The sequence below is a fragment of the Kribbella flavida DSM 17836 genome (genome assembly GCF_000024345.1).
Taxonomy (GTDB): domain Bacteria; phylum Actinomycetota; class Actinomycetes; order Propionibacteriales; family Kribbellaceae; genus Kribbella; species Kribbella flavida.
This window is the reverse complement of sequence record NC_013729.1, coordinates 4,929,699-4,943,092: the sequence shown is the minus strand read 5'-3', so window position 1 is coordinate 4,943,092 and position 13,394 is coordinate 4,929,699. Positions and strand designations below refer to the sequence as shown.

The 13,394-nt window shown below is 71.3% G+C and carries 16 protein-coding genes; 8 read left to right on the top strand and 8 right to left on the bottom strand.

The window, feature by feature from the left end:
• The first annotated feature begins 12 nt into the window (after positions 1-12).
• From KFLA_RS22760 to pyrE, 3 genes are all read left to right on the top strand, one after another.
• Positions 13-645 carry a hypothetical protein gene (locus KFLA_RS22760; RefSeq protein ID WP_012922167.1) on the top strand — a complete coding sequence of 211 codons (633 nt, stop codon included), beginning with the start codon at positions 13-15 and terminating at the stop codon, positions 643-645.
• Between the two features lie 105 nt (positions 646-750).
• Positions 751-1,998 (top strand): exonuclease domain-containing protein, encoded by a 1,248-nt coding sequence (locus tag KFLA_RS22755; protein WP_012922166.1) that lies wholly within the window; start codon positions 751-753, stop codon positions 1,996-1,998.
• An 82-nt stretch (positions 1,999-2,080) separates the two neighbouring features.
• Positions 2,081-2,614, top strand: a complete 534-nt coding sequence (gene pyrE / locus KFLA_RS22750) for an orotate phosphoribosyltransferase (protein ID WP_012922165.1) — start codon at positions 2,081-2,083, stop codon at positions 2,612-2,614.
• On the opposite strand, the gene KFLA_RS22745 is transcribed toward pyrE, so the two are convergent.
• From KFLA_RS22745 to KFLA_RS22735, 3 genes are all read right to left on the bottom strand, one after another.
• The gene (locus tag KFLA_RS22745; RefSeq protein WP_237706883.1) at positions 2,561-3,367 is read right to left on the bottom strand and encodes a DUF429 domain-containing protein; all 807 of its coding nucleotides are present in this window, start codon (positions 3,365-3,367) and stop codon (positions 2,561-2,563) included. The genes pyrE and KFLA_RS22745 overlap by 54 nt on opposite strands.
• A gap of 49 nt (positions 3,368-3,416) precedes the next feature.
• Positions 3,417-3,665, bottom strand: coding sequence for a hypothetical protein (locus tag KFLA_RS22740; RefSeq protein ID WP_012922163.1), 249 nt, complete (start codon positions 3,663-3,665; stop codon positions 3,417-3,419).
• Positions 3,666-3,759: 94 nt separating this feature from the next.
• A complete protein-coding gene (locus KFLA_RS22735; protein ID WP_012922162.1) occupies positions 3,760-4,248 on the bottom strand; it encodes an FBP domain-containing protein in 489 nt (162 codons plus the stop codon).
• 194 nt (positions 4,249-4,442) lie between these two features.
• On the opposite strand from KFLA_RS22735, the gene KFLA_RS22730 reads away from it, so the two are divergent.
• Positions 4,443-4,991, top strand: coding sequence for a YceI family protein (locus tag KFLA_RS22730; RefSeq protein ID WP_012922161.1), 549 nt, complete (start codon positions 4,443-4,445; stop codon positions 4,989-4,991).
• A 179-nt stretch (positions 4,992-5,170) separates the two neighbouring features.
• Positions 5,171-5,677: a hypothetical protein gene (locus tag KFLA_RS22725; RefSeq protein ID WP_012922160.1), complete on the top strand. Its 507-nt coding sequence runs from the start codon at positions 5,171-5,173 to the stop codon at positions 5,675-5,677.
• Between the two features lie 100 nt (positions 5,678-5,777).
• On the opposite strand, the gene KFLA_RS22720 is transcribed toward KFLA_RS22725, so the two are convergent.
• The 3 genes from KFLA_RS22720 to KFLA_RS22710 all read right to left on the bottom strand — a co-directional run bounded on the left by KFLA_RS22720 (position 5,778) and on the right by KFLA_RS22710 (position 8,456).
• Positions 5,778-6,707 carry an NAD-dependent epimerase/dehydratase family protein gene (locus KFLA_RS22720; protein ID WP_012922159.1) on the bottom strand — a complete coding sequence of 310 codons (930 nt, stop codon included), beginning with the start codon at positions 6,705-6,707 and terminating at the stop codon, positions 5,778-5,780.
• A gap of 81 nt (positions 6,708-6,788) precedes the next feature.
• Entirely contained in the window at positions 6,789-7,730 is a 942-nt protein-coding gene (gene sigJ, locus KFLA_RS22715; RefSeq protein WP_012922158.1) for an RNA polymerase sigma factor SigJ, read from the bottom strand.
• A 156-nt stretch (positions 7,731-7,886) separates the two neighbouring features.
• Positions 7,887-8,456, bottom strand: coding sequence for a hypothetical protein (locus tag KFLA_RS22710; protein WP_012922157.1), 570 nt, complete (start codon positions 8,454-8,456; stop codon positions 7,887-7,889).
• A 162-nt stretch (positions 8,457-8,618) separates the two neighbouring features.
• On the opposite strand from KFLA_RS22710, the gene KFLA_RS22705 reads away from it, so the two are divergent.
• The 3 genes from KFLA_RS22705 to pgm all read left to right on the top strand — a co-directional run bounded on the left by KFLA_RS22705 (position 8,619) and on the right by pgm (position 12,251).
• Positions 8,619-8,999, top strand: coding sequence for an MmcQ/YjbR family DNA-binding protein (locus tag KFLA_RS22705; RefSeq protein ID WP_237706568.1), 381 nt, complete (start codon positions 8,619-8,621; stop codon positions 8,997-8,999).
• 23 nt (positions 9,000-9,022) lie between these two features.
• Positions 9,023-10,513, top strand: coding sequence for a fused MFS/spermidine synthase (locus tag KFLA_RS22700; RefSeq protein WP_012922155.1), 1,491 nt, complete (start codon positions 9,023-9,025; stop codon positions 10,511-10,513).
• Positions 10,514-10,622: 109 nt separating this feature from the next.
• Positions 10,623-12,251 carry a phosphoglucomutase (alpha-D-glucose-1,6-bisphosphate-dependent) gene (gene pgm, locus KFLA_RS22695; protein ID WP_012922154.1) on the top strand — a complete coding sequence of 543 codons (1,629 nt, stop codon included), beginning with the start codon at positions 10,623-10,625 and terminating at the stop codon, positions 12,249-12,251.
• A 12-nt stretch (positions 12,252-12,263) separates the two neighbouring features.
• Here pgm and KFLA_RS22690 read toward each other — a convergent pair whose 3' ends face one another.
• Positions 12,264-12,656, bottom strand: coding sequence for a DUF3037 domain-containing protein (locus KFLA_RS22690; RefSeq protein ID WP_012922153.1), 393 nt, complete (start codon positions 12,654-12,656; stop codon positions 12,264-12,266).
• Positions 12,653-13,390 carry a HipA family kinase gene (locus KFLA_RS22685; protein ID WP_012922152.1) on the bottom strand — a complete coding sequence of 246 codons (738 nt, stop codon included), beginning with the start codon at positions 13,388-13,390 and terminating at the stop codon, positions 12,653-12,655. Before KFLA_RS22685 ends, KFLA_RS22690 begins: the two co-directional genes overlap by 4 nt.
• Positions 13,391-13,394: the final 4 nt, after the last annotated feature.

Below are 13,394 nucleotides of genomic sequence, written 5' to 3'. Positions count from 1 at the left end.
TAACCTAGCGACGTGGAGACGCGGATATCGCTGGACGAGGCTACGGATCTGACACGAACGGGTGACATTTGGCTGTTTCGCGGCGGTTCGGCGGCCGACCGCGCGATCCGGCTGACCACGAACAGCCCGGTGAACCACGTCGGGATGGCGATCGTGATCGAGGACCTGCCGCCCCTGATGTGGCACGCGGAGCTGGGCCGGTCGCTGCCGGACGTGTGGACCGGGAACCACCAGCGCGGCGTCCAGCTGCACGACCTGCGCGACGCGGTGACCACCTGGTCGAACAAGTACGGCCAGCGCGCGTGGCTGCGGCAGCTGGACCACCCGGTGACCAAGGAGATGGAGGACGCCGTACTGCGGGTCGTGGCGCGGCTCGACGGTACGCCGTTCCCGTCGACGGCCCGGCTGGCTTCCCGCTGGCTGCGGGGACGGGTGCCGGCGTTCCGGCGGGGACGTCGTGAGCTCGAGCTGGAGACGGCGTACTGCGCCGAGGTGGTCGCGGTGACGTACGAGGAGATGGGTCTGCTGCCTGCGGAGCGGCGCCCGAACTGGTACGACCCGGGCCGGTTCTGGAGCGGTGACGACCTGGATCTCGGGCTGGGTGCGACGCTGGGCGAGGAGATCGCGGTCGACGTACCGGCCTGATCCGGATCGCCCTGCTGGGCGGCGATCCTGGGCGGCGGCCGGGAAATGTCGGTGGCGCCTGGTTGGCTGGTGTCAGGTCGGAACGAACCCGAGGAGGCGTCGCGGATGTATGCCGTCATCGACACCGAGACGACCGGCCTGCTGCCCGGGCACCGGCACCGGGTGATCGAGATCGCGGTCGTGCTGCTCGACCAGCACGGCCGGTTCGAGCACGAGTGGGTGACGCTGCTGAACCCGCAGCGCGATCTCGGCCCGCAGCACATCCACGGGATCCTGACCGCCGACGTGCTGGCCGCGCCGGAGTTCGTGGACGTCGCGCGTCATCTCGGCGCGCTGCTCGCGGGGCGGATGGTGGTCGGGCACAACGTGGAGTTCGACCTCGGGTTCCTGCGGGCGGAGTTCGCCCGGCTCGGGCACGTGGTGCCGTTGATCACCGAGCGGTCGATGTGCACGATGGCGCTCGCCGGCTATCTGTACCCGGGGTCGAAGCGGACGTTGGGGGCATGCTGCGCCGCGGCCGGGATCTCCCTGCAGGGTTGGCATTCGGCCCTCGCGGACACGCGCGCGACGGCTGAGCTGTTCGCGACGTACCTGCGGTCGTTCCCGTCCCCGCCGCCGTGGCAGTGGGCGTACGAGGAGATCCGTGGGCTGCCGTGGCCGGAGCTGCCGGGCACGACTTTCACGCCGACCGTGCGACCGGTGCACGCCGGCGGCCGGCACGGGTGGATGAGCCGGCTGGTCGATCAGCTGCCCCGGGTGCCGGAGCCGCCGCAGGCCGACTCGTACCTGAGCGTCCTGGACACGTTGCTGGCCGATCGCGAGATCGATGCCGCCGGTGCGGACCTGCTGGTGCACGTGGCGACGGATCTCGCTCTGACCCGCTCGCAGGTCGATCGGCTGCACGGCTCGTACCTCGACGGGCTGGCCGCCGCCGTCTGGCGCGACGGCGACATCACCGGGGGACAGCGCGCGGATCTGGATCGGGTCGCGACCATGCTCGGGCGGACTGCCGCCGATGTGGACGATGCGTTGCTGGCGGCGAGCAACGGCCAGTACGTCGTACCGGCTCGGCCGGGGGCGCGCGGGTTTCCGCCGGGCAGCACGCTGGTGTTCACCGGCGACATGGTCGAGGCGCGGGAGGTCTGGTGGGACCGGGCGGTCGCGGCCGGGTTCCGCCCGCAGGAGGCGGTGCGGCCGGACACGACGTTCGTGGTGGCGGCCGACGTCGACAGCCTGTCGTTGAAGGCGCGGGCCGCGCGGGAGTACGGCGTACCCATCATCCCGGTGGAGGACTTCCGGCGCATGGTGCCGGCGCACCTGCTGCAGTCCGGCCCTGAGCAGAAGGCAGGCTGAGCCGGCACCTCGGTGGCTCGACGGCGTGGCGATTGGCACGTGACGCGACGGACCCGAGGACGAGGCCCGTAGGGTTTCGGTTGTGGAGCGACTGGAGCTGGCGCGGCGGATTCAGCAGGTGGCGCACCTGACCGGGGAGTTCGTGCTCCGGTCGGGCATCACGACGGGGGAGTACTTCGACAAGTACCGGTTCGAGGCGGATCCGGTCCTGCTGGACGAGATCGCCGCGGCGATGGTGCCGCTGGTACCGGCCGAGACCGAGGTGCTCGCGGGACTGGAGATGGGTGGGATTCCGGTCGTCACCGCGCTGGGGCGGCACACCGGTCTGCCGTGTGCGTTCGTGCGCAAGGAGGCGAAGGGGTACGGCACTCGGCGGTTGGCGGAAGGTGCGGACGTTGCGGGCCGGCGGGTGCTGGTGGTGGAGGACGTGGTCACCAGCGGTGGGCAGATCGTGCTGTCGACCGAGGAGTTGCGGGCCTTGGGTGCCGAGGTGCGAGAGGCTCTGTGTGTGATCGACCGGGGGCAGGGTGGTGGCGAGGCGCTCGAGGGCGTGGATCTCGAGCTACTTGCCTTGCTGCGGGCGGACGACCTCAAGGCTGCTGTGACCAGACACTGAACGGGATCGGGGCGGTGGAAACTGTTGGTCGAAGCGCGCCGCCAAGGCCGGCGTCACCGGGGTGAGGATCTGGCCGGTGGCCGGGTCGCCGAAGTAGCGGACCTCGGTGGGGTTGGTGGCGGCGTAGAGCGCGATATAGGTGCAGACCACGGCGTCGAGGGTGTCCTCGACACGTTTGAGGTCGGCCTTGATGGTGGCTTGGGCGAGTCCGGTGCGCAGGTTGTGCCAGGCATCGCAGGTCTTCACGTGCAGCGGCGTCGGCGCGGTCGCCAGGGACTCGACGTACTCGGCGAGGCGGAGCATCTCCGACCGCAGGTGGTGGAAGTCGCGGCCGGGTTTCGCCTTGTACTGCAGCACGCGCGGCAGGTCGAAAAGCGCTACCAAGGCGGGGTGCGGGTAGACCTCGGCGGCGCGGCGGGGCGACGTGCTGGTGGGGTCGAGGTCCAGGTCGAGGGCCTCGACGAGGCCGACGGCGCGTGAGCCGTCGACGAAGCTCGCGCCCGCCGTGTTGGCGGCGTGGCAGGACGCGCCGTACCGGCCGAAGTACTGCGAGATCAGCCGCTCGCAGGGTCGGTGGCCGGCCGGGTTCACCACGATCACCGGCGCGTCGAAGGCGACGAAGCACGGACCGCCGGTCCACCGGCGCAACCAGGCCAGGATGTCGTCGTCGGTACGCCGGACGGCCGCATCGAGCAGCCGGCCCGTCGCGTCGGCGACGGCGAGACCGGTGACGCCGCGGCGGCCCCAGGCCAGATCGACCCCGACGAACCTCAGGTCGGGTCGCGGCGGGGGCGCGGGTGCGTCAGTCGTCGGCGCGCTCGATCTCGAAGCGCAGGCTCTTGCCGGAGCGGATCCGCTCGACCGCGGCCAGGCACGCCTCCGGGCTCATGTGGACGCCGATCTCGCCGAGCCGGTTGCGCAGCACCAGCGCCGCGTCCTCGGCCGAGCGCGAACTGGACTCGTTGATCGCGTCGATCGTGGCGGTGGTCAGCTTCTCCCGGATGTCCGGGTGCACCACGTGGACCTCGTGCGTGATTCTGAACTCCGACATCGCGACCTCGTTCTCTGTCCGGCCTGCGTGACCTGGGTATCACGCTGGTTCCCCACGACCAGCCCGCCGGAGCATTCTGCCGCTCCGGACGCGTTCAGGCGAGTACCCGGGACACAAAGGTTTCAAGCCGGACCGCCAGCCGCTGCACCCGTACCTGCGGCGGCACGGTCTCGCCCTGCGGTACCTCGAGCTCACGAAGCCCGCGCAGGTAGAGCGAACAGGCCAGGTCGGCGCAGATGTAGGTGCCCACCGTGTTGCCCGCCCGGCCGGCCGCACCAGCCCGGCGCGCCGCGAACAAGGCGACGTCGGTGACCTGGTGCGCGGTGTGGCAGATGTCGCACAGCCCGGTGCCGCGGCGGGGCTTGCCGGTCGCCGCGGTGTTCAGCGCGATGCCGGTCAGCGCTTCCTCCCGCGGTACGACGAGGTAGGCGCGGGCCGGCGCCTTCGGGTCACGCCAGCCGAGGAAGTCGAGCGACTCCCACGGCAGCTCGTCGAACCCGGTCGGCAGGGTCATCGCCTTCACCTGGCTCTTGGTCGAGTTGACGAAGGATCGGCGGATCTCGTCCGCGCTCAGCGCCTGCACTGCCCTACTCCTCTACGTGACGGTTGCGGCTCTACTGAAACGCGGCCGGCGGGCGGGACGCAACCCAATTAGTCCGTTGCCGGTAGCAACATATCCGTGCCGCGTGGCGGCTCTCCGAGGCTGGACGGATCGGGGCCGGGTGTGGCAGATTGAAAGTGGAAAGTTCAACTAAACGCCTCCGGAGGCAGTTTTCCATGAGCACGTACGCCGATCTGACCGGTGACTACACCATCGACCCCTCGCACAGCCGGGTCGGGTTCGTCGCCCGGCACGCGATGGTGACGAAGGTGCGGGGATCGTTCAACGAGTTCGAGGGCACCGCGCACGTCGACGGGCAGAACCCGGCGAACTCCAGCGTGCGGGTCGCCATCCAGGCCAAGAGCATCGACACCCGCAACGGCCAGCGGGACGACCACCTGCGCAGCAACGACTTCCTCGACATGGACAACCACCCGGAGATCACCTTCGAGTCGGCCGCCGTCGAACCGGCCGGCGACGACACCTTCAAGGTGTCCGGCGACCTGACCATCCGGGGCGTGACGAAGCCGGTCGTGATCGACTTCGAGTACACCGGCTCGGCGACCGACCCGTTCGGCAACGTACGGATCGGGCTGGAGGGCTCGGTCGTGATCAACCGCAAGGACTTCGGTGTCACCTGGAACGCGGCGCTCGAGGGCGGCGGCGTGCTGGTGAGCGAGAAGATCACGCTCGAGATCGAGGTCTCCGCGATCAAGAACGCCTGACCCGTCGGCGACCCGGAGTCGCCGCTGTCACCCGATGCCGGGTCCGCTGGAGAGCAGTGGCCCCGGCATCGCGCGTGGTTTCGTCGCGATGGGATCACGATCGCTCGCCGGCAGGTTTTGTCACCGCTGGTGCTGGAAGACTTCCGGACAGTGCCCGGCCAGCTCCAGGGAGTCCGCCGATGATCGACGCCCGACTGCATCGATGGTTGTCGCCGCTGCTGGGCCGCCGCCACCCGGCCCGCCGTACGCCGGAGTCGTTCCGGCCGCGCGGGACGAGCTCGCGGGTGAGCCGGCTCGCGGCCCGGTACGACGCCGACGTGGACGAGGCGCTGCGGCGGCTCTGGCCGAAGGCGCGGATCTACCACGACGGGGAGTTCGCCCGGGACCGGGCCGACTTCCTGCTGGTGGTGCGGGGCCGCGGAGTGATGGTCGAGACCAAGGTGAAGAGCGATCCCGGGGTGTTCCGGGGGTCGACACTGCCGCCGCTGCTCGACCGGCTCGCGCGCGACGGCAGGCGGCTGCTGATTCTGCTGAACCAGGGCGATCCCACGCCGGCCCGCGAACTCGTCGCCGCCAAGCTCGGCGACCGGGCCCGCATCGTCGTCTGGTCCGGTCCGGAACACGACGACGAGCTCCGCGCCGCGGTCGAAGAACTCATCCGCCAGGAGTCCCGGCACCCCCTCTGACCCTGGTGCAGTCGCGCCCCAGCGCCGCGAGCAGGCCTTCCCCACGGGAGCACTGACCGCCGCGAAGGCGCCTTCGCGGCGGCCGGGGATCACCGCACGGTCACACCTGGAAGCCTTGGCGCCAGCTGGAATGGGCCGGGCGCCATCCCAGCTCGCGCTTGGCCTTGGCGTTGGACGCGCCGCGCAGTTCGGTCATCAGCACGACGCCGGCCGGTCCGGCGGCGAGCCGTCCGACGAACCGCGGCACGCGCATCGGCTTCTTGGCGTCGAGCATCGTCGCCAGTTCCGGGAGCCACTCGGCGACCGGGGCAGGGTCGTCGTCGACGATGTTGTAGACACCGCGGTCCCCGTGCTCCAGGGCTGCGACGGTGGCCTCGGCGGCGTCGGCGATGTGCACGAACGACCACACCCCGCCGCCGTCGCCGACGACCGGGAACTTGCGCTTGCGGATCATCTCCAACTGCTCCGACCCCGGCGCCATGGAGGTGCCGGGCCCGTAGAAGGCGCCGTAGCGCAGCACGATGCCCTCGGTCCAGGTGGCGCCGAGCACGGCGTTCTCCAGGTGCTTGACCGCGGCGATCATCGGGGCCATCGGGGGGATCGGTGCGGGATCCAGGGGATCTTGTTCGGTCTTGACCGGCCCGCCGGTCCGGCCGTAGGTGAACGCGCCGTTGCTCTGGGCGACGAACCGTCGTACGCCGGCCGCGCGGGCGGCTGCCAGCAGGTTGTCGGTGCCCTCGATCCGCAGCCGGTCGGTGGCGGCGAAGCTGCGGTCGAAATGGCGGGTGTCGATGTGCCCGATCGCGGTCAGCTGGTGCACGACCACCTCCGGCGACGCTTGGCGCACGGCGGCCTCCACCGCGGCCCGATCGAGCGCGTCGGCGATCACCGGCACCGCGCCCAGCTGCGTCGTCTTGGCCTTGTCCGACGCACTGCGGATCATGGCGAACACCTCGTGGCCCGCGCCGGTCAGCCGCGGTACCAGCTGCTTGCCCATCGCTCCAGTCGCTCCCGCAACCAACACTCTCATCGTCAGCTCCTGTTCGGTTCGGATGTGCCCCTTGAACCGGACAGGCCGCCGTTTGCTGACAAGGGGCGTGGGTGACGCGCATCACATCACGAGCAGGGGTTCCCCGCGGTCGGCCGCCGCCCACTGGTCGGTGGCACGTTCGAGCTTGTCCGGGTTGGCTTGGGTGCGGCAGGCGGTGATGCCCTCGGCGGTGACCTCCAGGCACATGATCGCGACGACCCGGTCGTCCACGACGACCACCACGGCGGGTTCGCCGTTGGCGGTCGAGGCGTAGATCTGCGGCGAGCCGCCGACGAGGGCGCGCTTGGCCTCGGCCGGCTTGAGCAGGCCCTGCACGAACTGCGCGACCGCGACGGCTCCCTCGAACGCCTTGGTGCGGGCCGGAACCTTGCCTCCGCCGTCGCCGACGGAGATGGCGTCCGTCGTGAGCAGGCGGACCAGCTGCTCGGTCCGGCCGCTCGTGGCGGCCGCGAGAAACTCCTCGACGATCCGCTGGGCGGCGGCCTTGTCGATGACGGGGCGGGCTTTGGCGTCCGCGACATGCTTCTTGGCACGGTGATAGATCTGCTGGCTGGCGGCCTCGGTGACCTCGAGGATCTCGGCGATCTCCCGGTGCGGGTAGTCGAAGGCCTCCCGCAGGACGTACACGGCCCGTTCGTTGGGCGACAGCCGCTCCATCAGAGTGAGCACCGCGTACGAGACCGCTTCCCGTCGCTCGGCGGCGTCGGCCGGGCCGAGCATGGGGTCGCCGGCCAGCAGCGGCTCGGGCAGCCACCGGCCCACGTACGTCTCGCGCCGTGCCCGCGCGGAGGTGAGCTGGTTGAGGCAGAGGTTGGTGAGGACCTTCGTCAGCCACGCCTCGGGAACCTCGATGCGGTCGACGTCGGCGGCGTGCCAGCGCAGGAACGTCTCCTGCACGGCGTCCTGAGCCTCGGCCGCGGAACCGAGCAGACGGTAGGCGATGGCTTCCAGGCGCGGTCTCGACAGCTCGAACCGGTCGACGTCGTCCACTGTCCCAGGCACGACCCGATCGTATCCGGGGCTCGGTCAGGTGCGGGGAGCCGACAGCGCGGAGAGCGGGGCTCTCCGCGCTGGGGGCTTGGCTCCGGGGCGCGAGGTGTGCCGTGGGGGCGGCGGCCCGGAGACGTCAGCGGGTCAGTACGTGCGCGGTCGAACGGGTCAGCACTTCTGCGGCAGCGTGCGGCCGCCGTCGACGACCCAGCGGCCGTCGTGCTGCTCGATGCGCATCTCGTCGACCCACCGGGTCGGCGTCTTCGCGGGCAGCACACTCCTGCCCTTCGCGTCGACGGTGCGGGCCTGCAAGGTGTCGTAGCAGGCCCGGACCAGAACACCGGCCGCGGCAACCGTGCGCTTGGCCCAGATCACCCTGGTGGCGCCGGTGTTGCGCAGCTTCTTCGTCCGGTAGAACTTCGCCTGCTGGCTGATCGAGCGGTACAGCTCCGGCGTCATCACCGGGACCAGCTGCTTGGTGGTCCGGCCACCGCTGCGCATCATCGTGTCGAGCGCGACGCGGTAGTCGTGGTAGGCGGCGATGATCGGGTCGTCGGAGACGGTCGGCGCACCCGGCTGGCCGGAGGCGTCGGCGATCTGGCTGGACGCGCCGGGCTTCGCGGCCTTGTGGGCGCCCGGAGCCGACGCGGCCACGTCGGCCGACTTGTCGGCGCCGCAACCGGCGAGCATCAGGACCGGGATCAGCGTGGCGGTCACCGCCAGGTCTCGAATGCGCATGGGGGGAACCTCCTGTCGGCGCGGCACTGCCGCTCGCACCGTCCGGCACTGCCCGTGTAACGCGGAGACACGCACCGTGGTCACTGTGACCTGAATCACATCAGACCTGCCGTCGAGGGGATGGGTCGGCGGAGGTGGTCGTCCGCCGCGTGCGGTGGGAGGGTGAGCCCGGAGGTGGTGGTCGGCGTGGACGGGCTGGAGCGGTTGCGGGCGTTGTGCCTGGCGTTGCCGGAGGTGACCGAGCGGTTGAGCCACGGTGAGCCGACCTGGTTCGTCCGGGGCAGGAAGACCTTCGTGATGTTCGCGAACCGGCACCACGACGACCGGGTCGGCTGCTGGTGCGCCGCCCCCGAAGGGGCGCAGGAGGAACTGCTCGCCACCGACCCCGAGCGGTTCTTCCGCCCGCCGTACGTCGGGCACCGCGGCTGGGTCGGCGTCTACCTGGACGTCGAGGACGTCGACTGGGACCAGCTCGCCGACGTCGTCCGGGACGCCTACCGGCAGGTCGCCCCGAAGTCCCTGGTCGCGCAGCTGGAGGACTAGGGCATCACCGATAGGGTGGCGCGGTGAGTGAGACGCAGGCCCCGGTCCGTGGCATCGGGGACAAGTTGGCCATCGGTCTGTCCCTGGGAAGCTCCGCCGCGGTGATGGTGCTGGAACTGGTCTCGCTGCGGCTTGTCGCGCCGTACCTGGGGCTGACGCTGGAGACCAACACCGCGATCATCGGCGTCGCGCTGGCCGCCATCGCGACCGGTGCGGCGATGGGCGGGCGGTTCGCCGACTCGGTGTCGCCGGTCCGGACGCTCGGGCCGCTGGTGCTGTTCGGCGGCGCCCTGGTGCTGCTGGTCCTGCCGGTCGTTCGGTGGACCGGTGAAGCCGTCCGCGGCGGTGGCAGCAACGCGGTGTTCCTCGCGGTCGCCGTCGCGATGTTCGTGCCCGCCTCGCTGCTGGCCGCGGTGACGCCGATGGTGACCAAGCTCAGGTTGTCCACGTTGGCGCAGACCGGCACAGTCGTCGGCCGGTTGTCGGCGTACGCGACCGTCGGCGCCATCGCCGGCACGGTGCTGACCGGGTTCGTGTTCGTCGCGAAGGTGCCGACCAGTGTGATCGTGCTCTGCCTCGGCGGTCTGCTCGTCGCCACCGGGGCGATCCTGACCATCGTGCTGCGCGGTCTGCAGGCGGCGACCCGGCCGCTGGTGCTGGCGCTGGTCGGCACCGGGCTGACGCTGCTCGCCCCACGGCCGTGCGAGGTCGAGACCGCCTACCACTGCGCCCGGATCGAGCCGGATCCCGCCCGCGCCTCCGGCCGCACGCTGTACCTCGACCAGCTCAGGCACTCGTACGTCGACCTGGCCGACCCCACTCATCTCGAGTTCCAGTACACCAAGAACTTCGGGGCCGTCGTCGACAGCCGGTGGCCCGCGGGGCAGCGGCTGGACGCGTTGCACGTCGGCGGCGGCGGACTGACCATGCCGCACTGGCTGACGGCGACCCGGCAGGGCAGCCACAACAAGGTGTACGAGATCGACCCCGGCGTGATCGCGCTCGACCGGGCCGAGCTCGGCGCCAAGCCCGGACCCGAGCTCGACCTGCAGACCCGCGACGGGCGGCTCGGCGTACGGTCGGAGCCGGCGGACAGCCGCGACCTGGTGATCATGGACGCCTTCGGTGGGGTGGCCGTGCCGTGGCACCTGACCACCCGCGAGGTCGTCGCCGACGTCCGGCGGGTGCTGCGGCCGGGCGGGATCTACCTGGTCAACGTGATCGACTTCGGTCCGCAGAACTTCTTCAAGGCCGAGGCGCGGACGGTGGCGGCCGAGTTCGAGCACCTCGCGGTGGTCTCCACCGAGGAGGCGCTGGCCGGCGAGGAGGGCGGCAACTTCGTGGTGGTCGCCTCCGACCAGCCGTTGCCGATCGCCGAGCTCCGGGCCCGGCTGGCGAACCGTGCCGCGGTGATCGACGGGGCCGAGGGCATCCGCGCGCTCGTCGGCGACGCGCCGCTGCTGACCGACGACTTCGCCCCGGTCGACCAACTGCTGACCCCGTTCCAGGGCTGAGCAGCACGCGCCGCGAGGGTCCCGTCACAGGGTGAGACGGCCCGAGCGCGGGCTGAGACACGGCACGGCCGGAGTTGTGCTCGTCGCCGTTGGCTTGTTGCATGTGCTCATGCACCCACGCGCAGGCCAGCCCGCCCAGCCCGAGGACCTCGTCGACGTCGACGCGCTGCTCGCGGCGTACGAGGGCATCACCCCGGACGTCGGCGACCCCGCCCAGAAGGTCGTCTTCGGTACGTCGGGCCACCGCGGCTCCAGCCTGGACGGCGCCTTCAACGAGGCGCACATCCTGGCCATCACCCAAGCGATCTGCGAGTACCGCGCCGGGGAGGGCACGACCGGCCCGCTCCTGGTCGGCCGCGACAGCCACGGCCTGTCCGAGCCGGCCTGGCGCACCGTGCTCGAGGTGCTGGCCGGCAACGACGTGCAGACGCTGGTGGACAGCGCGGATCGGCTGACGCCGACACCTGGTGTGTCGCACGCGATCCTGCGGCTCAACCGCGGCGCCGGCGCGGGGGCCGACGGCATCGTGATCACCCCGTCGCACAACCCGCCGCGCGACGGCGGCATCAAGTACAACCCGCCGCACGGCGGCCCGGCCGACTCCGACGCGACCGGCTGGATCGCGACCCGGGCGAACGAACTGATCGCCGGTGGCAACCGCGAGGTGCGCCGCAAGCCGTTCGACGCGGCCCGCGCGCAGGCCGGCGACTACGACTTCCTCGGCCACTACGTCGACGACCTGCCGTCGGTGGTCGACCTGGAGGCGATCCGGGCCGCCGGGATCCGGATCGGCGCCGACCCGCTCGGCGGCGCGAGCGTCGACTACTGGGCCGCGATCGCGGAGCGGCACGGCCTCGACCTGACCGTGGTGAACCCGCGGGTCGACCCGACCTGGTCGTTCATGACGCTGGACCACGACGGCAAGATCCGGATGGACTGCTCGTCGCCGTCCGCGATGGCCTCGCTGGTCGCCGCCAAGGACCGCTACGACCTGGCCACCGGCAACGACGCGGACGCCGACCGGCACGGCATCGTCACCCCGGACGCCGGACTGATGAACCCGAACCACTACCTGGCCGCGGCGATCTCCTACCTGTTCGCGAACCGGCAGTGGGGTCCGGAGGTCGCGGTCGGCAAGACGCTGGTGTCGTCCTCGCTGATCGACCGGGTGGTGGCCGGCCTGGACCGGCGGCTGTGGGAGGTGCCGGTCGGCTTCAAGTGGTTCGTGCCGGGCCTGATCGACGGGTCAGTCGGCTTCGGCGGCGAGGAGTCGGCCGGGGCGAGTTTCCTGCGTTTCGACGGCCAGGTCTGGACCACCGACAAGGACGGCATCCTGCTCGCCCTGCTGGCCGGCGAGATCACCGCGGTGACCGGCGAGACGCCGTCGCAGGCGCACGCCAAGCTGGTCGAGCGGTACGGCGCCTCGGCGTACTCCCGGGTGGACGCGCCGGCCATCCGCGAGCAGAAGGCGAAGCTGTCGGGTCTGTCGGCCGACGCGGTGACGGCGACCGAGCTGGCCGGGGAGCCGATCCTGGACCGGATGACCAGCGCGCCGGGCAACGGCGCGGCGATCGGTGGCCTGAAGGTGACCACCGAGTCGGCCTGGTTCGCGGCCCGGCCGTCCGGCACCGAGGACCTCTACAAGATCTACGGCGAGTCGTTCCGGGGCGCCGACCACCTCGAGCAGGTCTTCGCCCAGGCCCGCGAGGTGGTCTCCACCGCGCTCGAGACGCCCTGACGCCCTGACGCCTCAGCGCACGAAGGCGTCGACCAGCCGGTCCAGGTCCGCGGCGGGATTGGTGGTCAGCCCGCTGTGGATCGGGCCGGGGTGGACGACCGTACTGCGGGGCGCGGCGAGCCAGCGGAAGCGTTCGCCGATCCGGGTGGCCGCGGCCGGACCGCCGGCCGGGTCGCCCGCGCAGATCGCCCGGATGTGCTCCAGCGAGGCGCACACCACGTCGACGTCGACCGCGGGGTCCAGGGCCCGCAGCCGGGCCGGGTCGACGTCCCAAGCGGCGCCGAGGAAGTCCATGCCGCGGCAGTAGAGCACCGCGCCGACGTTGACGAACTCGCCGCGCTGGATCCGCGGTGCGGCCCGCAGGATGACGTAGTCGAACGGCACCAGGGCCCCCGGGTCGATCACCGCGCACCTCCGGGCAGCCAGGCGGACCGGTCGGCGAGCCGCGCGCACAGGTGCCCGTGGTACCGCTCGCGGTCGCCGTCGGCGATCCACTCGTCGGGAACCAGCGCGATCACCTCGGTGAGCAGCTCCGGGGTGATCTCGGCGGCCAGCTCCGCGTCGATGCCCGGGACGTCGCGCGCGACGGTGCTGAAGACGTGGTCGGTTGCGTCGTAGGGCAGGGCGGCGAACCGCTGCGCCGACATCCAGGAGTGGTGGAAGTACAGCGCGGCGCCGTGGTCGATCAACCAGAGCTCCTTGTGCCAGACGAGCAGGTTGGTGTTGCGCCAGGAGCGGTCCACGTTCGCGATGAAGGCGTCCAGCCACAGGATCCTGGCCCGGGTGGCCCGGTCGGGCTCGCCGCTGGAGCCGTCGTAGCCGAACGAGCCGGGCAGGAAGTCGACGGCGAGGTTGAGCCCGGCACTGCGGACCAGCAGGTCCTGGATCTCCTCGTCCGGCTCGGACCTGCCGATCGCCGGGTCCAGCTCGCACAGCTTGAGCTCGGGCACCCGAAGGCCCAGCCGGCGGAACAGCTCGCCGGCGATGATCTCCGCGACCAGTGCCTTCGGGCCCTGGCCGGCGCCGTGGAACTTGAGCACGTAGGTGCCGAGATCGTTGCCTTCGACAACGCCCGGCAGCGAGCCGCCCTCGCGTAGCGGCAGCACGTAGCGGGTGGCGGTGACGATCGGCAAACTCACGCCG

Excerpts from the sequence above, each read along its gene's own strand:
- KFLA_RS22725 (WP_012922160.1), top strand. The coding sequence starts at position 5,171 with ATGATCGACGCCCGACTGCATCGATGGTTGTCGCCGCTGCTGGGCCGC.
- KFLA_RS22755 (WP_012922166.1), top strand. The coding sequence starts at position 751 with ATGTATGCCGTCATCGACACCGAGACGACCGGCCTGCTGCCCGGGCAC.
- KFLA_RS22720 (WP_012922159.1), bottom strand. The coding sequence starts at position 6,707 with ATGAGAGTGTTGGTTGCGGGAGCGACTGGAGCGATGGGCAAGCAGCTG.
- pgm (WP_012922154.1), top strand. The coding sequence starts at position 10,623 with ATGCACCCACGCGCAGGCCAGCCCGCCCAGCCCGAGGACCTCGTCGAC.
- KFLA_RS22710 (WP_012922157.1), bottom strand. The coding sequence starts at position 8,456 with ATGCGCATTCGAGACCTGGCGGTGACCGCCACGCTGATCCCGGTCCTG.
- KFLA_RS22730 (WP_012922161.1), top strand. The coding sequence starts at position 4,443 with ATGAGCACGTACGCCGATCTGACCGGTGACTACACCATCGACCCCTCG.
- KFLA_RS22740 (WP_012922163.1), bottom strand. The coding sequence starts at position 3,665 with ATGTCGGAGTTCAGAATCACGCACGAGGTCCACGTGGTGCACCCGGAC.